The sequence below is a fragment of the Tsukamurella pseudospumae genome, from assembly GCF_001575205.1.
GTDB lineage: Bacteria > Actinomycetota > Actinomycetes > Mycobacteriales > Mycobacteriaceae > Tsukamurella > Tsukamurella pseudospumae.
The window spans coordinates 122410-140887 of the sequence record NZ_LSRE01000050.1 but is presented as its reverse complement, the minus strand read 5'-3'; the positions used below and the strand labels follow the sequence as shown (position 1 = coordinate 140887).

The following is an 18478-nucleotide window of genomic DNA, read 5'->3' as shown; positions in this document are numbered from 1 at the left end:
GGTAGGAGGCGCGGTGCGGCGGAGGTCCCTGGGGCTGGCGGTGTCGTCGGCCGTCCTGGCGGCGACCCTCACCGCGTGCGTCGCGGACCCGCCGCCGGCGGTCCCCGGTTCGGAGACCTCCGCGCCGCCGCAGGTGCCCACCACGACCGGCGCCACCGTGCAGGTCGCGATCGACGGTCTGGGGGCCGGGTTCAACCCGCATCTGGCGTCGAACTCGTCCGCCGCGGCGCGGGCGCTCGCGGCGATGACGCTGCCCAGCGTGTTCCGCGAGGCCAAGGCCCCGGACGGGCGGGTCGTGCTGGCGCAGAACACCGATCTCATCCCGACCATCGAGCACCCGGCGCCGCTCCAGATCGCCTACACCATCCGGCAGGACGCCCAGTGGTCCGACGGTGCGCCGATCGCGGCCGAGGACTTCGTCTACCTGTGGCAGTCGATGATCACCGCCCCGGACACCGTCGGCTCGGCGCCCTACCGGCAGATCGAATCGGTGGCGTCCGGCGCCGGCGGCAAGCGGGTGATCGTCACGCTCAAGGCGCCCCTGCCGGGGTGGCGCACGCTGTTCCAGAACCTCCTCCCCAGCCACCTCATCAAGGGCTCACCAGGCGGCTTCAACGGCGCGATGCGCGAGAAGATCCCGGCGTCCGGCGCGGGCTATCTGGTCAAGAAGGTCGACGTCGCGCGGGACGAGGTGACCCTCGAGCGGAACGACCGCTACTGGATGAAGCCCGCCCTGGTGGACCGCATCGTGCTGCGCAAGGGCGGCAGCGACACGCAGCTCGCCAACTCGGTGCGCACCGGCGACGTCCAGGTCGTCTCGGTCCACGGCGGACCGTCGCTGCTGGCCCAGCTGACCTCGATCTACCAGGTCCGCGCGGTCGAACAGGTCGACCCGCGCGTGCTGTCCCTGACACTGAACACCCGCTCGAAGTTCCTCACCGATGTCGCGGTGCGGCGCGCCCTGCTCGATGCGGTCAACGTCGACCTGCTCACCACGGTCGGCTCCGGTGGCGACACGGTCCGGCCCGCCCGCGCGCAGGTGCTGGCACCGTCGGACCCGGGATACGCGCCGACGATGCCGACCCGGCCCCCGGCGGCCGAGGCCAAGGCCAAGCTGGAGACGGCGCTCGCGGCGGCGGGCTATTCGCTGCAGACCGCGCCCATCCCGCCGAGCCAGAGCGTGCCGCCCACGCCGCCCCCGCCCGCGAACACCACGGCGCCGTCCACGAGCACGGATCCGTCGGCGTTGCCGGTGCCGCCGTCCCCGTCGCCGGGGGAGAGCGTGCAGCAGTACGTGCGCGACGGGGTGCCGATGTTCCTGCGGATCGGCGTGCCGCAGGGCAATGTCCCCGCGTTCGCGGTGGCCAGCAATGCCACCGATCAGTTGCGCGCGATGGGCGTCTTCGCGTCCGTCGTCGCGCTCGACCCGCAGGTGGTGGCCGGGACGGCACTGCTCGACGGGGCCGTCGACGCGGTCGTCGGCTGGTCGGGGACCGGCCCGACGCCCGTCGAGCGGTTCGCGGCCCGGGTCGCGTGCCCCGCGCCGCCCTCGGAGGATTCCGGGCGGACCGGTACCACGACTCCCGCCGCGCCGAATCCGGAGAACGACCCCGCCGCGACCACTGTCGGCGGCAACCTGGCCGGCCTGTGCGACGCCGAGCTGCAGGGCGAGGCGCAGGTGGGCCTGCGCGGCGGCACCGTCGACCTCGGCGCGATCGACGCCGACCTGTGGTCCCGGGCCACGGTCCTGCCGATCCTGCAGGACGTCACGCTCTCGGCCGTGGGCCCGACGGTGCAGGGGGTCACCCTCGAGGGGCCGCCGCAGGACGGCGTGTTCAGCGGCGTCGAAGGGTGGGCCCGGAAGTGACGGCACCCGACGCGGTACCGCGCCGGCTGCTGCTGGTGCATGCGCATCCCGACGACGAGACCATCACCACCGGCGGCACGATCGCCCGCTACCTGGCGCAAGGAACCGAGGTCACGGTGGTGACCTGCACGTTGGGCGACGAGGGCGAGGTCATGGAGCCCCGGTTCGCGGAGCTGACGTCCGACAACGCCGACCAGCTGGGCGGGTACCGGATCGGTGAGCTGACCGCGGCGCTCGCGGCGCTCAGCGACCCGGCGGAGCCCGTGCTGCGGCCGCTGTTCCTGGGCGGCATGGGGCGCTGGCGCGACTCCGGCATGGCGGGGACCCCGGCGGCGGAGCACCCGCGCGCCTTCGCGACCGCCGTCGCGTCCGGGCGGCCCGACGGTGGGCCGGTGGCGGCGCTCGTGCGGATCCTCCGGGACCGGCGTCCGCAGGTCGTGGTGACCTATGACGAGTTCGGCGGCTACGGCCACCCCGACCACATCGCCGCGCACGCCGTGACGCACGCGGCGATCGAGGCGGCGGCGGCCCCGTCGCTGCCGGGCGAACCGTGGCGGGTCGCGAAGCTGTACTGGACCGTGACGGCGCGCGGCGACCTGGACGCCGGGCTCGATGCTCTGCGCGGCGCGGAGCTACCCGCGGACTGGCGCGTGGCCGCCGCTGATGAGTTGCCCGCCCACGACGACGCCGCGGTCACCGCCCGGATCGACGTGTCCGCCGTCGCGGATCGTAAGGCGGCCGCGCTCCGGGCGCACGAGACGCAACTGGCGGTGGACCCGACGGGGGCCGCGTTCGCCCTCACCAACCGGATCGCGCAGCCCGTGTTCCGCGAGGAGGCCTTCGTGCTCGCCCGCGGCGTCGCGGCGCCGGGGCCGGACGGTGTCGAGCGCGACCTGTTCGCGGGGATCGCCTGATGGCACCGCTGGACCGCGCGCTGCTCGGCGTGGCGGTGCTCGGCGGCGCCGTCTGCGCCGTGGGGGCCACGATGTACCTGTACGCCTACGCGGGGTCCGTGCCGCTGCCCCTGTCGGCGGTGGTGTTCGGTGCGTTCCTGTCGCTGATCTCGGTCGCGGCGCGCCGACTCGGGGGAGAGTCCTTCCACGCTGCGCTTCCCGTGATCGCATTCCTGGTGGTGATCGTCGCGTTCCTGCTGGGTGGGCCCGGGAACAGCACCGTCTTCTACGACTGGCGGCTGCTGCTCGTCGTGGTTTGTGGAATCGGGATGCCGGTCGCTGCGGGATACCTGGCATCATCGAAAGAGTGACGGACGCTTCTGAGCAGACCCCCGCTCTCCTCCCGGTGCCCTCGGTGCCGAAACGAGCGGCGGAGCCGTACGTGCCGACGGCGTCGGCGATGCGCCGCGCCCTGCGCCGGGCACGCGACGGCGCCGTGCTCAACGTCGACGAGGCCCAGGTCCTCCTCGCCGCCCGCGGCGACGACCTGGACGACCTCTGCCGCTCCGCCGCGCGGGTGCGCGATGCGGGTCTGCTCGAGGCCGGGCTGACGGGGGCCGACGGTACGCCCCAGGTCACCTACAGCAAGAAGGTCTTCATCCCGATCACGCGGCTGTGCCGCGACAAGTGCCACTACTGCACCTTCGTGACGGTGCCGGGCAAGCTGGCCGCTGAGGGCCACGGCGCCTACATGGAGCCCGACGAGATCCTCGAGGTGGCGCGCCGCGGTGCCGAGCTCGGCTGCCACGAGGCCCTGTTCACCCTGGGCGACCGGCCGGAGGACCGCTGGGAGGCGGCGCGGACCTGGCTCGACGAACGCGGCTACGACTCGACCCTGGACTACGTGCGCGCCATGGCGATCCGCGTGCTGGAGGAGACGGGCCTGCTCCCGCACCTCAACCCCGGCGTCATGAGCTGGGAGGAGCTCTCGCGGCTCAAGCCCGTCGCACCGTCGATGGGGATGATGCTCGAGACGACCTCCGAGCGGCTGTTCACCGAGAAGGGACAGCCGCACTACGGATCGCCCGACAAGGACCCGGCGGTGCGGCTGCGCACGCTCACGGACGCCGGCCGGCTGTCGGTGCCGTTCACAACCGGGCTGCTCATCGGCATCGGCGAGAACGAGCGCGAGCGTGCCGAGTCGATCATGGCGATCCGCAAGGTGCACAAGGCCTTCGGCCACGTGCAGGAGGTCATCATCCAGAACTTCCGCGCCAAGCCCGATACCGCGATGCGGTCGGCTCTGGATGCGGACCTCGAGGTCTACCGCGCGGCGATCGCCGTGACCCGGATGGTGCTGGGCCCCGCGATGCGCGTGCAGGCGCCGCCGAATCTCGTCTCCGCGGACGAGTGCCGGCTGCTGCTCGAGGCGGGCGTCGACGACTGGGGCGGTGTCTCGCCGGTCACCCCCGACCACGTCAATCCCGAGCGCCCGTGGCCCAATCTCGACGCGCTGGCGCAGATCACCGCCGATGCGGGATTCGAACTGCGGCAGCGGCTCACGGCGCAGCCCAAGTACGTGCGTGCGGGCAATCCGTGGATCGACCCGCGGGTCGCGCCCCACGTCGCCGCGCTCGCGGACCCGGAAACCGGCCTCGCCGACGCGGCCGCGATCCCCGTCGGTCTGCCCTGGCAGGAGCCGGACGAGGAGTGGGCGTCGTCGGGCCGCACCGATCTCAACACCGCGATCGACATCGACGGCCGGAACACCGACACCCGTTCGGACCTCGGTTCGGCGTTCGGCGACTGGGAGTCGGTGCGTGAGCAGGTCCTGTCGCTCTCGGCGCCGGAGAAGGTCGAGTCCGACGTGCTCTCGGCCCTGCGTGCCGCTGAGAAGAACCCGGGCGGCCTGTCGGACGATCAGTACCGCGCGCTCGCGTACGCCGATGATGCCGGACTGGAAGCCCTGGTGGCGCTGGCGGATCAGCTCCGCAAGGACGCCGTCGGCGACGTGGTGACCTACGTGGTCAACCGGAACATCAACTTCACCAACATCTGTTACACCGGCTGCCGGTTCTGCGCCTTCGCTCAGCGTAAGGGCGACGCCGACGCCTTCACGTTGTCCATGAAGGAGGTGGCCGACCGCGCCGAGGAGGCGTGGCAGGTGGGCGCCACCGAGGTCTGCATGCAGGGCGGCATCGACCCGGACCTGCCCGCCACGGGCTACGCAGACCTGGTGCGCGCCGTCAAGGATCGCGTGCCCGGGATGCACGTGCACGCCTTCAGCCCGATGGAGATCGTCAACGGCGCAGCCCACTCGGGGGAGTCGGTGCGGGACTGGCTGATCGGGCTCCGCGAGGCGGGACTGGACACGATCCCCGGCACCGCCGCGGAGATCCTCGACGACGAGGTGCGGTGGGTGCTCACCAAGGGCAAGCTGCCCACCTCGGCCTGGATCGATGTGGTCACCACCGCGCACGAGGTGGGCATCCGGTCCAGCTCGACGATGATGTACGGCCACGTCGACAACCCGTCGCACTGGGTCACGCACCTGAACGTGCTGCGCGACATCCAGGACCGCACTGGCGGTTTCACCGAGTTCGTGCCGCTGCCCTTCGTGCATCAGAGCGCCCCGCTGTACCTGGCGGGAGCGGCGCGGCCAGGGCCCACCAAGCGCGACAACCGCGCCGTGCACGCGCTGGCGCGGGTCATGCTGCACGGCCGCATCGACCACGTCCAGACCTCGTGGGTGAAGCTGGGCACGGCGGGCACGCAGGCGATGCTGCAGGGCGGCGCGAACGACCTGGGTGGCACGCTGATGGAGGAGACGATCTCGCGGATGGCGGGCTCGGCGCACGGATCGGAGAAGACGGTGGCGGAGTTGCACGCGATCGCGAACGGGATCGGGCGTCCGGCGCGGGAACGCACCACCACCCATGCGCAGCGGGGCGCGGCGTGAACGCGCTGGAGCCGCGCGGCGGCGCCGTGACGGGCGAAGTGACCGACCTGGAGCTCGCGCGCACCGTCGGGGTGTTCGTGGCGGTGGCCCGTCCGGCGGTGGCCGGGGCGCGGTTCGTCTCGACGCTCGCCGGCCTGACGCCGATCCCGGTGGTCAACGACTATCTCAAGCGCGATGCGAACGGTCGCTCCCGGTGGTGGGTGATCCCCGTCGGCGCGGTGTCGACGGTGGCGGTGGCCTGGCCGGGGGCGCTCGGCATCGTCGCACGCCTGCTGCCGGTGCAGACCTACCTGGGCTTCGCGAACCAGACCGTCGTGATCGTCGGCGTCGCGGGGGAGCACGGCGTCGATCAGGTGCCGGAGCAGATCGACCTCGTCGCGCGGGTGCTCTCGCGCCGGCAGATCGACTCCCGTGCGCTGCTGGGTGACCGGCCCGGCTTCCAGGATCTCGTTCCCGTGCGCGAGACCGCCGACAAGGCGCGCGGCGGCGTCTTCTCCGCGTTCGGCGCGGTCCGCGACGTGCTGCACACCGTGAAGTCCGCGCGCTCGGCGCTCGAATCCCGCCCGCGTCCCGGCGGTGTCTTCGACACCATGAGCAAGCTGCCCGTCGTCGGTGCGGTGGCGGGTTACCTGGGCGAGTTCGCGACGCTGCGCGTCGTCGAGGCCCGCGCGTCCGACGGTGCCAAGATCCTCGGTCTGGAGGCCGTGTTCGCCGGGACCGCCGTGACCGGCGACAAGCCGGACCCCGACCGGGAGAACTGACCCCAGCGCGTGTCTTGGTGGTAGTGCGGGACCGTCCAGGTGATGAGGTCGCTGCCGACGAGGTGATCATCGTGGTGGAGATCCTCGCGCCCGGCACGCGGCTGCTCGATCGCGTCACCAAGCGGAGCGAGTACGCGACTGCGGGCATCCCGCACTACTGGATCGTCGACCTCGACGCCGGCCCGAGCATCGAGCCCTCACCCTCCGCGACGGGTCCTACGAAGGCTCAATCTACACAAGTGAATTCGAGGCCACGGCGCCGTTCAATCTCACGATGGACCCGACCGCACTGACCTGACGAGGGACGGGCGAGAGCCGACTGACGAGGGACGGGCGAGGGCAACGCCGTCGAGCGCATCGGAGTCCGCGAGCCGCCAGGCGAGTGGACGAGGTCTAAGCGAGCGGCGATGCCCTCGCCCGGCCCGGCGCACCCCGGAGCCCACTCGGCCCACCCGGCCCGGCGCGCACCGTCGGGAAACTACGAGATAAGGCCGACGACGGTGGCGGAGATGAACGAGACCAGGGTCGCGCCGTAGAGCAGCTTGAGGCCGAACTTGGCGATCTGGTCGCCCTGTTCGGGCGCCAGGGATTTCGCGGCACCGGCGATGATGCCGATCGAGCTGAAGTTGGCGAAGGAGACCAGGAAGGTCTGCACGATCGCGGTGGCGCGATCGCTCATCACCACGGCACCGCCGGGGTTCTGCGGGGTGAAGGACAGCATGGCCACGAACTCGTTGCTCACGAGCTTGGTGGCCATGATCTGGCCGGCGGTGGACGCCTCGCTCCAGGGCACGCCGGTGAGCCAGGCCAGGGGCGCGAAGACGTGCCCCAGGACCTCCTGGAAGGTGATGCCGAAGATCCCGTCGAAGATTCCGTTGATGAGGGCCAGGAGCGCGACGAAGCCGATCAGCATGGCGGCCACCGTGAGCGCGACCTTCGCGCCGTCCATGATGTACTCGCCGAGCATCTCGAAGAAGGACTGCTTCTTCTGCTCGGGGGCGGCGAAGACGTCGTCCTCGGGCGCGACCTCGTAGGGGTTGAGGAGCGAGACGACGATGAACGCGCCGAACAGGTTCAGCACGATCGCGGCGACGACGTACTTCGGCTGGATCATCACCATGTACGAGCCGACGATCGACATCGACACCGTCGACATCGCCGAGGCGGACAGCGTGTAGAGCCGGTTCGGCGGCAGCGTCGGCAGGATCTTCTTGATCGCGATGAAGTTCTCGGACTGGCCGATGATCGCGGAGCTCACCGAGTTGAAGGACTCCAGCTTCGGCATGCCCGTGATCTTCGACAGCGCGAGGCCGAGGTACTTGATGATCAGCGGCAGCAGCTTGATGAACTGCAGGATGCCGATGAGCGAGGAGATCACGATGATCGGCAGCAGCACGTTCATGAAGAACGGGCCGGCGCCGTCGGGGTTCGCCTTGAAGTCGACCAGGCCGCCGAAGACGAACGAGGTGCCCTCGTGCGCGTACCCGAGCAGGTTCTTGAAGCCCCGTGAGAGCCAGTCGATCACGGACTTGCCGACGGGCGTCTTCAGCATGATCAGCCCCAGCACGAACTGGATGGCGAGCATGCCCAGGATGTAGGGCACCTTCTTCTTCAGAAGGGCTGTGTTCCGCGTGGGCAGGTACGCGAGGAACAGGAAGACGAGCAATCCGAACACACCGACGATTACGTGCACGAGTGAATGAAATCACACCCCGGCAAGTTAGGCGACACTTCTTTGTGACACGTTCCCGCCGACCGGAATACTGTGCAGTGGAAGCAGTCGGTGCGAAGGAGATGACAGGTGACGTACACCATCGCAGAGCCCTGTGTGGATGTGCTCGACAAGGCATGTATCGAGGAGTGCCCCGTCGACTGTATCTACGAGGGCAACCGGATGCTGTACATCCAGCCCGACGAGTGCGTGGACTGCGGTGCCTGTGAGCCGGTGTGCCCGGTCGAGGCGATCTTCTACGAGGACGACGTGCCGGACGAGTGGGCCGAGTACGTGAGCGCGAACATCGATTTCTTCAACGAGATCGGTTCGCCCGGCGGCGCCGCCAAGCAGGGGAAGATCGATTACGACCACCCCTTCATCAAGGCGCTTCCGCCCATGAACACCGAGCACTGACGGGACTGAGCGCATGAGTCGTCCGTCGCTCGCCTCGCGGCTGCCGGACTTCCCGTGGGACACCCTCGCGGACGCGAAGGCCAAGGCCGCGGCGCATCCGGGGGGCATCGTCGACCTGTCGGTGGGCACGCCCGTCGACCCGGTCGCCGAGCCGATCCGCCGGGCCCTGTACGAAGGTTCCGCGTTCCCCGGCTACCCGGCCACGATCGGCACCGTCGGGCTGCGGGAGGCTGCCGCGGCGGCGCTGAGCCGCAGGTACGGGACCGTCGACCTGCCGGAGAACGCGATCCTGCCCGTGATCGGGACCAAGGAGGCGATCGCGCAGCTGCCGACGCAGCTGGCGCTCGGCGCGGGCGACGTGGTCGTCATCCCGGAGGTCGCCTACCCCACCTACGAGGTGGGTGCCCTGCTGGCCGGGGCGCGGCCGGTGCGGGCCGACGGTACCGCCCAGCTCGGCCCGGAGCGGCCCGCGCTGGTGTTCGTGAACTCGCCGTCGAACCCGACCGGCAAGGTCCTGGGTGTCGACCACCTGCGCAAGGTGGTGCAGTGGGCGCGCGAGCGCGGCGCGATCGTCGCCTCCGACGAGTGCTACCTGGGCCTGGCCTGGGAGGCCGAGCCGGTCTCGATCCTCGATCCGCGGGTGTCCGACGGCGACCTCACCGGGCTCATCGCGATCCACTCGCTGTCGAAGACCTCGAACCTGGCCTCGTACCGCGCGGGATTCCTCGCGGGCGACCCGGCGCTCGTCGCCGACCTCGCGGCCGTGCGCAAGCACGCGGGCGCGATCCTGCCTTTCCCGGTGCAGGCCGCGATGACCTACGCGCTGTCGGTCGACGAGCACGAGGCGGAGCAGCGCGCCCGCTACGCCGCCCGCCGAGCGGTGCTGCTGGACGCGGTCCGCGGCGCGGGATTCACCGTGGACCACTCCGAGGCCGGCCTGTACCTGTGGTCGACCCGCGGCGAGCCGTGCCGCGACACCGTCGACTGGCTCGCCGAGCGCGGCATTCTGGCCGCGCCCGGTGAGTTCTACGGCCCGCAGGGCGCGCAGCACGTCCGCATCGCGATGACCGCGACCGACGAGCGGATCGCCGCCGCCGCCGAGCGCCTGGCCTGACGGGGCTCAGCCGTCCCGGAGGAGGGCGAGCAGGAGCGCGTCGAAGAGGTCGGGCGTCTCCAGCGACGGACTGTGTCCCGTGCTCGGGAGCACGTGCAGGTCGACGGTGCCGAGTGCGGCGGCGAGCCCCGCGCCCAGGACGCCGCCGTCGAAGACGTCCTCCGCACCCACCACGACGCACGCGGCCCCCTCGAACGCACCGGCGACCGCGGTGAGATCACGCCGCCCGGCCCGCCCGCGCAGGGCGGCGGCGGCACCGGAGGGCGGCGCCGCGGCGATCATGGCGCGCGCGGCGTCGCACACCGCGGGCCGCGTCGCGACCGTCGTCGGCCCGAGGACGGCCGGCAGGAACTCCTCCCCGTAGGCGACGGTGCCCTCGGCCTCCAGCCGGTCGGCGAGCGCGAGCCGTCCGACGCGGACGTCAGGGGTGTCGAGGCCGGCGAAGGTGTCGCTGAGCAGGAGGTGCGAGAGCCGCGGGCCGGCGCGGTCGGCGATCTCCAGCGCCACTTGCCCGCCCATCGAGTACCCGAGGGCCGCGAACCGGTCGACGTCGAGCGCGTCGAGCACGTCGAGGGCGGACTCGGCGTGGTGATGCAGCGGGATCTCGCCGCCGGCCCGTGCGGGCGCGCTGTCACCGAACCCGAGGAGGTCGACCGCGACGCCCCGGAATCCGGCGCCCGCGAGCGTCGCGAGCTGGGGCGCCCACATGTCCCGGGAGAGCAGGAAGCCGTGCAGCAGCAGCACCGTCGGGCCGTCGCCCGCCGTCGTGACGCCGACGGGTCCGTGCCGCGTCCCGAGGATCCGCTCAGCCACCGAACGCGACGTCCGACGGGTGGCCGGCGAGAGGAGTGACGTCCACGGTCATCCACTTGAACAGCGGAAGGCCCCAGAGGATCTCGTGCAGCCGCTCGTTGTCGGCGACGTCGAAGACGGAGATGTTGGAGTACTGGCCCACGATGCGCCAGATGTGCACCCACTCGCCGCCGCGTTGCAGCGCCTGGCTGTAGGCCTTCTCGGTCGCGATGGTCTCGGCGCGGACTGCCGGGTCCACGTCGTCGGGGATGGCGACGTCCATGCGCACCGCGTACAGCGCCATCAGCGGGTCTCCGGGTCGAGCACGAAGTCGTAGACCACGGTCTCGCCGTTGCCGTCCGCGGCGGGCTGCGGATCGAGCACCAGCTCGGGCTTGACGGCCGAGGCGATGTCGTCGTCGTTGTGCGCATCGCCGGGGAAGTAGAGCTGAGCGGTCAGCAGGTCCTTCCCGGGGGCGGACACTTTGAGGTGCAGGTGGGCGGGACGCCAGGCGTGCCAGCCGGCCGCGGAGATGAGCTTGCCGCAGGAGCCGTCGGTCGGGATCATGTACGGCGCCGGCCGGACGGTGTTGATCTCGAACCGGCCCTCGTCGTCGGCGATGACGGTGCCGCGCAGGTTCCACTCCGGGAGCCCCGGAGCGTACTGCGAGTAGAAGCCGTGCGCGTCGGCGTGCCAGATCTCGACCGCGGCGCCGGGCAGGGGCGCACCGTCGAGATCGCGGACCTGGCCCGTGAACAGCAGCGGCGTGCCCGCCTCGTCGTCGCGCTGCGGCAGAGTGCCCTTGCCGTTCTCGCTGACCACGGGCGCGTCGGGCACGTAGTACGGGCCCTCGATGGTCCCCTTGTTGCCCTTGTGGTGTGCATTGTTGACGTCCTCGACGACGTGCTCGATCCACACGTCCAGGAACAGTGGCCATTCCCCGTCCTGGCCGACCCCGATCATCCACGACTTGAGGGCGTCGTACTCGGGGTAGGTCACCTTGTGGCGCCGGATCACGTCGTGCACGGCGGTGAGCACCTCGGTCGCGAGCTGCGAGACGCGCTCCGGCGGGGTGCCGGCCGCGCCGCCCTGCTTGTTCATGAACGCGGCGGTGGCTCCGGCTCCGGAATCGGCGGCCTTGGCATCGAATTCGGTGGTGGTCATGATGTTCTCCTCGGGTGGGCTGATACTGCGGTTCGGCTGATCGGGGTGGTGCGGGGCGTGGACGGGGTCATCCGTCGAGCCGGTAGTGCGCGAGCTTGTCGGGGTCGACGGTGACCCCGATGCCCGGTCCGGCCGGGACGGCCAGCTCGCCGTCGACGATGCGCAGCGGCTCGGTGAGCAGGTCGTCGGCCATGTCCAGGAAGTTGGACAGCTCGCCGGCCCGGGCGCTGGTGGCGGCGTGGGCGGCGCCGAACGCAACGGTGCAGGCGGTGCCGAGCTGGCCGTCGATCTGGTTGCCCATCACGACCTCCACGCCGAGGCCGGTGGCGAGGTGCAGGATCTCCTGCGAGCCGGTGAATCCCGTGCGGGCGGTCTTGATGGAGACGGCGGTGGCGCCGCCGCCGAGCAACTCGCGGGTGACCTCCGCGGGGGTGGTGACGGATTCGTCGCCGACGAACGGGATGCGGCAGTTCGCCACCAGCCGCCGCCGGCCGAGCACGTCGTCGGCGGGGCAGAGTTCCTCGGCGAGGGTGAGGCCCGCGTCGGCGAGCATGTCGAGGGCGCGCAGCGACTCCGACGGCGTCCAGCCGCGGTTGCCGTCGATGTACAGCTCGGCCTTGTCGCCCAAGGTGTTCCGTAGGGCGCGGACCACGTCGACGTCGAGGTCGACGGGGCGGCGCCCGACCTTCACCTTGAACGTGGTGATGCCGTAGCGGTCCCGGATGGCGGAGGCCTCCTGTGCCATCGCGGCGGGGGCGTCGAAGCCGAGCATGTGGCACACCCGCATCCGGTCGGTGAAGCCGCCGAGGGCGCGACTGACGGACGTGCCCCACGCCTGCGCGAGCACGTCCCACACCGCCATGTCCACGGCCGCCTTCGCCGCGGGATTGCCGACGGTGCGGTGCATCCGGACGTGCAGGACCGAGCGCCGGTCCGCGTCGAGCCCGACGAGGTGCGGGGCGAAGATCCCGTCGATCACGGCGACGATCCCGGCCTGGGTCTCGCCGTAGGTGAAGGGCCGCGGCGGGGCGTCGGCGTGGCCGACGAGGCCGCCCGCGGTGCGTACTCGGACCAGCACGTGATCGGCGTGGCTGACCTCGCCGGAGGCGAATTTCAGCGGTTTGACGTAGGGGATCCGGTACGGGATCGCCTCGATGGCGGTGATGCGCAGGTCGGTCATGCCGCGGTCTCCCGATCGTCGGTGAGGTCGGTCCCGCCCAGTGCCTCGAGGACGCGGGCGAGCAGAGGCGAGTCGTCGGCGGCGCGCCACGCGAGGGCGAGCTCGACGCTCTCTGTGGCGGGCAGGTCGACGAAGTGCACGCCCGGGAGCTGGATGGAGCTTGCGGTGCGGGGGACCAGGGCGATCCCGAGCCCCGCCGCGACGAGCGCGAGCAGGGTGGAGGTCTGCGACACCTGGTGCGCGCGGCGCGGGGTGAAGCCCGCGGCGGCGCAGGTCCGGACCACGGCACCGTCGACGACGGAACCGGTGTCGGCCGGGTAGGTCACGAAGGCCTCGTCCTGGAGGTCGGCGACGGTGACCTCGGGGTCGCCGTCGAAGCGGTGCCCCTGGGGGAGGGCGAGGATCAGCGGCTCCGCGAAGAGGACGCGGTGCGCGATGCCCTCGACGGCGACGGGGGTGCGCAGGAGCGCCAGGTCGAGCCGGCCGTCGGTGAGGGCGGCGGCCTGCAGCGGCGTGAGCATCTCGGTGTCGATGGTGAGCTCGACGTCCGGGAGTGCCGCCTTCACGCGGCGCACCACCCGGGGGAGTACGCCGTACGAGGCGGAGCCGGTGACGCCGACGCGCAGGACGCCGCTCGCGCCCTGCCCGATCAGGCGGGCGCGGCCGACGGCGCCGTCGAGCTCGGCGAGGATGCGCCGGACCTCGCCGGCGAAGACCCGGCCGGCTTCGGTGAGCTCCACCTGCCGGGTGGTGCGTGCGAAGAGCGGGGTGCCGACGGAGTCCTCGAGCTGCCGGACGGTGCGCGACAGGGCCGGTCCGGCGATGTGCAGCCCGTCCGCGGCGCGGCCGAAGTGCTCGGTCTGCGCGACGGCGAGGAACTGGCGGAGGTGCCGCAGCTCCATGATGTCCTCCTGCCGATGTCGATGTGATCTGCATCTCACGGTAAGGGGATCGATTGGGAAAGACCAGGACCTATTTCAACCTGATTAGTGCCCAGGATGCGAGAAAGACACCCTGGTGGGTTGCTAGCGATATGCCCGGCGCGCGGAAGGCGTGCCGCGCGCGACGGTGATGGGGATCACAGCCAGCCAGCCGACCGGAGGTCCCCGATGACCGTCACCGACCCCTCGCCCACCCCGTCCGCGGACGTGCTCGACCGCGCGATCGACGAGCGCCCCGCGGACGGCGTCTACCGGGTGAACCGCAACATCTTCACCGACGAGGAGACCTTCGAACTGGAGATGAAATACATCTTCGAGGGCAACTGGGTGTACCTCGCGCACGAGAGTCAGGTGCCCGAGCCGGGCGACTACTACACCACGTACATCGGCCGGCAGCCCGTGGTGATCACGCGCGGCGCCGACGGCGAGCTGAACCTCCTCATCAACGCCTGCGCGCATCGCGGCGCCATGCTGTGCCGCAAGAAGACCGACAACCGCAAGACCCTGACCTGCCCGTTCCACGGCTGGACCTTCCGCAACGACGGCAGGCTGCTCAAAGTCAAGGACCCCGACGGTGCCGGCTACCCCGCCCAGTTCGACCAGGAGGGCAGCCACGATCTGACGAAGGTGGCGAAGTTCGGGAACTACCGAGGCTTCCTGTTCGGCTCGCTGAACCCGGACGTGCTCTCGTTGGAGGATCACCTCGGCGACACCACGACGATCATCGACATGCTGGTGGATCAGTCGCCCGACGGGCTCGAGGTGCTCCGCGGCGCGTCCACCTACACCTATGACGGCAACTGGAAGGTGCAGGCGGAGAACGGCGCCGACGGCTACCACGTGACCGCGACCCACTGGAACTACGCGGCCACCACCAGCCGCCGCAACACGGGCGACTCGGGCAACACCACCAAGACCCTGGACGCCGGGCAGTGGGGCAAATCGGGCGGCGGCTACTGGTCGTACCCGAACGGGCATCTGTGCCTGTGGACCTGGGCCGGCAACCCGCAGGACCGCCCGCTCTGGGACCGGATGGACTCCCTCAAGAAGCAGTTCGGGGAGGCCAAGGGCGACTTCATGGTCCGCGGCTCCCGCAACCTGTGCCTGTATCCGAACGTGTACCTGATGGACCAGTTCTCCACGCAGATCCGGCACTTCCGCCCCATCAGCGTGGACAAGACCGAGGTCACCATCTACTGCATCGCCCCGAAGGGGGAGTCGAAGGAGAACCGCTCCTGGCGGATCCGCCAGTACGAGGACTTCTTCAACGCCTCGGGCATGGCGACGCCGGACGACCTCGAGGAGTTCCGCAGCTGCCAGAAGACCTTCCTCGCGACCGCGTCCCAGTGGAACGACATGAGCCGCGGCGCGGAGCACTGGCTCACCGGACCGGACGAGGTGGCGAACGTGCTCGGCATGACCGGGGTCGTCTCCTCGGGCGTGAAGAACGAGGACGAGGGCCTGTATCCCGTGCAGCACAAGTACTGGCAGGAAGCCCTCCAGACCGGCCTCGCCGCCGACGCCGCGAAGGGGATCGTGCGATGAGCGCCCCGACCGTCCCGACCGTCCCGACCGCCCCGTCGACCTCCGCCGCCGTGACCGGATCGCGCGCCGTCGACCAGCACGTCATCGAGCAGTTCCTGTACCGCGAGGCGCGCCACCTCGACGACCGCGAGTTCGAGAAGTGGCTCGACTGTTACGCCGACGACTGCGAGTTCTGGATGCCCGCCTGGGCGGACGACGACAGGCTCACAGAGGACCCGCAGACCGAGATCTCGCTGGTGTACTACCCGGACAAGGGCGGCCTCACGGACCGCGTCTTCCGGATCCGCACCGAGCGCTCCTCCGCCACCTCGCTGCCGGAGCCGCGCACCAGCCACAACATCACCAACGTCGAGGTGATCGAGCGCCGCGGCGACCTGGTGGACGTCCGGTTCAACTGGCACACCATGTACTTCCGGTACGACACCGTCGACCCGTACTACGGCACCACCCTGGCGACGCTCGACTTCTCGGGGGAGCAACCGCTGTTCCGCCGGAAGACGGTGGTGCTCAAGAACGATTACATCCACCACGTCGTCGACATCTACCACGTCTGAACGGGCGGAAGGGATCTCATCATGGCGCATCAGGTGGCACTGGCCTTCGAGGACGGGGTGACCCGGTTCATCTCGGTCGACCCGGGCCAGACGGTGGCGGACGCCTCGTACCGACAGCGGATCAACATCCCGCTCGACTGCCGCGACGGGGCCTGCGGAACGTGCAAGGCCCGCTGCGAATCCGGGAGCTACGACGGCGGGACCTATGTCGAGGACGCGCTCACCGCCGCCGAGGCGGAGCAGGGCTACTGCCTGCCGTGCTCCATGTCGCCGACCTCGGACCTGGTGCTGCAGATCGCCAGCACCTCGGCGGTGGCGAAGACGCAGGTGGGCGAGTTCGCCGCGACGGTGACCGGCCTGGATCGCCTCACCCCGAGCACCGTCGGGCTGCGGCTGCGCGCCGACGAGCGGGACCGCCTGGCCTTTCTACCCGGGCAGTACGTCAACATCGCCGTCCCCGGATCGGGGGTCGACGGTGCGCCCGACGCCGAGCGGTCCTACTCCTTCGCCTCGCACCCCGACGACGAGGGACTGGAGTTCCTGGTCAAGCTCATCCCCGGCGGCGGCGCGATGTCGGACTGGCTCACCGGCCGGGCGGCCGTCGGCGACCGGGTGACCTTCCGGGGGCCGCTCGGCTCGTTCTTCCTCCGCGAGGCCGATCGCCCGGCTCTGTTGGTCGCCGGCGGCACGGGGCTCGCCCCGATGCTGTCGATGCTGCGGTCCATGCGCACCCGCGACCCGGGGCGCACCGTCCAACTGCTCTACGGTGTCTCGCAGGACCGGGATGTCACGCAGCTCGACGTGCTGGCCCAGCTCCGGGAGGACCTGTCCGCCTTCGATTTCGAGCACTGCGTCTCCGCCGCCGACAGCACCGCCGCGCATCGCGGGCACGTGACCGACATCCTCCGTACCGCGCACCTGCACGGCGGTGATGTCGCCGTGTACCTGTGCGGTCCGCCGCCCATGATCGAGGGTTTCCGCGCGGAACTGGACCGCCTCGGCATCACGCCGACGGGGTTCTACTACGAGAAGTTCCTGCCCGCCGTCGCCGCGGCACCCGCACCCGTCGCGGAGGCTCCCGCCGCCGAAGTGCCTGCCCCCGCACCCCCGCCCGCCGCGCCGGTCCGCGAGGAGGTCGTCGTCTCGGCACCGACCTCGGGCGTGCTGTCCTTCGACGGCCTGCTCGTCGACGCCGGGGGCTCCCTCGTGGAGAACCCGGACGCTCGCGGTCTCGCCGGACAACCGCTGCTGGCCGCACGCGACCTGCAGCCGGTCACGGCGCCGCCCGAGCGCGATGTCGCGGACGGCTACGAGATCGGCGAGGAGCACCCCGACATCCGTAAGTCGGACGCCGTGTTCGAGGCCCGCAAGGCGTTGGAGCTGGGCGCGCTGGAACTGATCCTGGGGCGGCTGAGCTCGCCCCAGCTCGCCGGTTACCGTCTGCTCGCGGAGGCGACGGTGCCCTACCTCGACGGCGACCGGCTCACCGACTCCGCCGGCTACACCGAGGCCAACGCCGCCTTCCACGACTACCTGTTCACCCTCACCGGCAACGAGCACCTCCTCGCCGCGTACCAGCGCCTCGGCGTCCGCAACCACATGGACGCGACCCTGCGCAGCGCGACGTGGATCCACCCGCGGTGCGCGCAGGACCACCTCGACATCGTCGAGGCGATCGCCGCCGGCGACAGGGAGACGGCGCGGACCCTGGTCGCCGACCATGCCGAGCGGTCCATGGAGACCACCCGCCGAGCGATGCACGAGCAGGAGGTGGCCCGCACGCCGGCGTTCGTGCATCCCGGCCGGTTCGCCGGGAAGGTCGTCGTGGTGACGGGGGCCGCGCAGGGGATCGGCGAGCGCGTCGCCCGCCGGGTGCACGCGGAGGGCGGTGCGGTGCTGCTCGTCGACCGCTCCGACCTGGTCAGGGAGCTCGCGGACGAGCTCACGCGGCACGGGGCGGAGGCGCTCGCCGCCGTGGCCGACCTCGAATCGCTCACCGGCGCACAGGACGTCGCCGCGCAGGCGCTCGAGCGCTTCGGCCGGATCGACGTGCTGGTCAACAACGTGGGCGGGGCGATGTGGTTCAAGCCCTTCACCGAGTTCACCGAGGCCCAGATCGGCGCGGAGGTCACCCGCTCGTTGCTGACCACGCTGTTCTCCTGCCGCGCCGTGCTGCCGTCGATGCAGCGCCGCGGGCACGGCGTCATCGTCAACGTCTCGTCCGTCGCGACCCGAGGCGTGCACCGCGTGCCCTACTCGGCGGCGAAGGGCGGCGTCAACGCCCTCACCGCCTCACTCGCGATGGAGTACGCCGACAGCGGGATCCGCGTGGTGGCGTCCGCGCCCGGCGGCACGGAGGCGCCGCCGCGGCGCATCCCGCGGGGCGGCGACGTCCCCGAGACCGATGCCGAGCGGGCCTGGTTCCAGGCGCACATCGACCAGACGCTGGAGTCGAGCCTGATGCACCGGTACGGGACGCTCGACGAGCAGGCCGCCGTGATCTGCTTCCTCGCCAGCGACGAGGCCGGCTACCTCACCGGCTCGGTGCTCCCCGTCGGCGGCGGGGATCTCGGCTGAACC

The 18478-nt window shown here is 71.1% G+C and carries 17 protein-coding genes; 11 read left to right on the top strand and 6 right to left on the bottom strand.

The genetic code is table 11. The features are described 5' to 3' along the window. Window positions 1-13: 13 nt before the first annotated feature. Genes AXK61_RS21495 through AXK61_RS25795 form a run of 6 tightly spaced genes read left to right on the top strand, consistent with a single transcriptional unit; the run spans window position 14 to window position 6773 of the window. On the top strand, window positions 14-1867 hold the full coding sequence (locus tag AXK61_RS21495; protein WP_068575100.1) for an ABC transporter family substrate-binding protein: 1854 nt from the start codon (window positions 14-16) through the stop codon (window positions 1865-1867). Beyond that, a complete protein-coding gene (mshB, locus tag AXK61_RS21490) occupies window positions 1864-2781 on the top strand; it encodes an N-acetyl-1-D-myo-inositol-2-amino-2-deoxy-alpha-D-glucopyranoside deacetylase (RefSeq protein WP_156485784.1) in 918 nt (305 codons plus the stop codon). The genes AXK61_RS21495 and mshB overlap by 4 nt, the downstream gene beginning before the upstream one ends. Beyond that, on the top strand, window positions 2781-3131 hold the full coding sequence (locus AXK61_RS21485) for a hypothetical protein (protein WP_068575102.1): 351 nt from the start codon (window positions 2781-2783) through the stop codon (window positions 3129-3131). Before mshB ends, AXK61_RS21485 begins: the two co-directional genes overlap by 1 nt. Next, window positions 3128-5719: a bifunctional FO biosynthesis protein CofGH gene (locus tag AXK61_RS21480; protein ID WP_068746979.1), complete on the top strand. Its 2592-nt coding sequence runs from the start codon at window positions 3128-3130 to the stop codon at window positions 5717-5719. Before AXK61_RS21485 ends, AXK61_RS21480 begins: the two co-directional genes overlap by 4 nt. After that, window positions 5716-6480 carry a hypothetical protein gene (locus AXK61_RS25800; protein WP_068746978.1) on the top strand — a complete coding sequence of 255 codons (765 nt, stop codon included), beginning with the start codon at window positions 5716-5718 and terminating at the stop codon, window positions 6478-6480. The genes AXK61_RS21480 and AXK61_RS25800 overlap by 4 nt, the downstream gene beginning before the upstream one ends. A gap of 17 nt (window positions 6481-6497) precedes the next feature. Beyond that, window positions 6498-6773 (top strand): Uma2 family endonuclease, encoded by a 276-nt coding sequence (locus AXK61_RS25795; RefSeq protein WP_082789493.1) that lies wholly within the window; start codon window positions 6498-6500, stop codon window positions 6771-6773. Between the two features lie 185 nt (window positions 6774-6958). On the opposite strand, the gene AXK61_RS21470 is transcribed toward AXK61_RS25795, so the two are convergent. After that, a complete protein-coding gene (locus tag AXK61_RS21470; RefSeq protein WP_068746977.1) occupies window positions 6959-8173 on the bottom strand; it encodes a NupC/NupG family nucleoside CNT transporter in 1215 nt (404 codons plus the stop codon). A 108-nt stretch (window positions 8174-8281) separates the two neighbouring features. Between AXK61_RS21470 and fdxA the strand changes: the two genes are divergently transcribed. Next, complete coding sequence (fdxA, locus tag AXK61_RS21465; protein WP_068575106.1) at window positions 8282-8608, top strand: ferredoxin; 327 nt, start codon at window positions 8282-8284, stop codon at window positions 8606-8608. A 13-nt stretch (window positions 8609-8621) separates the two neighbouring features. After that, on the top strand, window positions 8622-9722 hold the full coding sequence (gene dapC / locus AXK61_RS21460; RefSeq protein ID WP_068746976.1) for a succinyldiaminopimelate transaminase: 1101 nt from the start codon (window positions 8622-8624) through the stop codon (window positions 9720-9722). A gap of 6 nt (window positions 9723-9728) precedes the next feature. Here the strand turns inward: dapC and AXK61_RS21455 are convergent, their stop codons facing one another. The 5 genes from AXK61_RS21455 to AXK61_RS21435 form a co-directional block, all read right to left on the bottom strand. Then, window positions 9729-10535 carry an alpha/beta fold hydrolase gene (locus tag AXK61_RS21455; protein WP_068746975.1) on the bottom strand — a complete coding sequence of 269 codons (807 nt, stop codon included), beginning with the start codon at window positions 10533-10535 and terminating at the stop codon, window positions 9729-9731. Further along, a complete protein-coding gene (gene catC / locus AXK61_RS21450; protein ID WP_068575109.1) occupies window positions 10528-10818 on the bottom strand; it encodes a muconolactone Delta-isomerase in 291 nt (96 codons plus the stop codon). Before catC ends, AXK61_RS21455 begins: the two co-directional genes overlap by 8 nt. Beyond that, window positions 10818-11678 (bottom strand): catechol 1,2-dioxygenase, encoded by an 861-nt coding sequence (gene catA, locus AXK61_RS21445; protein WP_068575110.1) that lies wholly within the window; start codon window positions 11676-11678, stop codon window positions 10818-10820. The genes catC and catA overlap by 1 nt, the downstream gene beginning before the upstream one ends. A gap of 67 nt (window positions 11679-11745) precedes the next feature. After that, window positions 11746-12849, bottom strand: a complete 1104-nt coding sequence (locus AXK61_RS21440; RefSeq protein WP_068575345.1) for a mandelate racemase/muconate lactonizing enzyme family protein — start codon at window positions 12847-12849, stop codon at window positions 11746-11748. Between the two features lie 5 nt (window positions 12850-12854). Continuing rightward, the gene (locus AXK61_RS21435) at window positions 12855-13760 is read right to left on the bottom strand and encodes a LysR family transcriptional regulator (protein ID WP_068575111.1); all 906 of its coding nucleotides are present in this window, start codon (window positions 13758-13760) and stop codon (window positions 12855-12857) included. Between the two features lie 207 nt (window positions 13761-13967). Here AXK61_RS21435 and benA point away from each other — a divergent pair, with 207 nt between their 5' ends. The 3 genes from benA to benC are packed head-to-tail and all read left to right on the top strand — an operon-like array spanning window position 13968 to window position 18475. Then, complete coding sequence (gene benA, locus AXK61_RS21430) at window positions 13968-15344, top strand: benzoate 1,2-dioxygenase large subunit (protein ID WP_068746974.1); 1377 nt, start codon at window positions 13968-13970, stop codon at window positions 15342-15344. Beyond that, window positions 15341-15898, top strand: a complete 558-nt coding sequence (gene benB, locus AXK61_RS21425; RefSeq protein ID WP_082778233.1) for a benzoate 1,2-dioxygenase small subunit — start codon at window positions 15341-15343, stop codon at window positions 15896-15898. Before benA ends, benB begins: the two co-directional genes overlap by 4 nt. A 21-nt stretch (window positions 15899-15919) precedes the next feature. Continuing rightward, window positions 15920-18475 (top strand): benzoate 1,2-dioxygenase electron transfer component BenC, encoded by a 2556-nt coding sequence (benC, locus tag AXK61_RS21420; protein ID WP_068746973.1) that lies wholly within the window; start codon window positions 15920-15922, stop codon window positions 18473-18475. Window positions 18476-18478 lie beyond the last annotated feature (3 nt).

Bases quoted from the DNA above. Each gene is read 5' to 3' on its own strand.
- AXK61_RS21435 (WP_068575111.1), bottom strand. From the start codon at position 13,760: ATGGAGCTGCGGCACCTCCGCCAGTTCCTCGCCGTCGCGCAGACCGAG.
- benB (WP_082778233.1), top strand. From the start codon at position 15,341: ATGAGCGCCCCGACCGTCCCGACCGTCCCGACCGCCCCGTCGACCTCC.
- dapC (WP_068746976.1), top strand. From the start codon at position 8,622: ATGAGTCGTCCGTCGCTCGCCTCGCGGCTGCCGGACTTCCCGTGGGAC.
- catA (WP_068575110.1), bottom strand. From the start codon at position 11,678: ATGACCACCACCGAATTCGATGCCAAGGCCGCCGATTCCGGAGCCGGA.
- benC (WP_068746973.1), top strand. From the start codon at position 15,920: ATGGCGCATCAGGTGGCACTGGCCTTCGAGGACGGGGTGACCCGGTTC.
- benA (WP_068746974.1), top strand. From the start codon at position 13,968: ATGACCGTCACCGACCCCTCGCCCACCCCGTCCGCGGACGTGCTCGAC.
- AXK61_RS21485 (WP_068575102.1), top strand. From the start codon at position 2,781: ATGGCACCGCTGGACCGCGCGCTGCTCGGCGTGGCGGTGCTCGGCGGC.
- catC (WP_068575109.1), bottom strand. From the start codon at position 10,818: ATGGCGCTGTACGCGGTGCGCATGGACGTCGCCATCCCCGACGACGTG.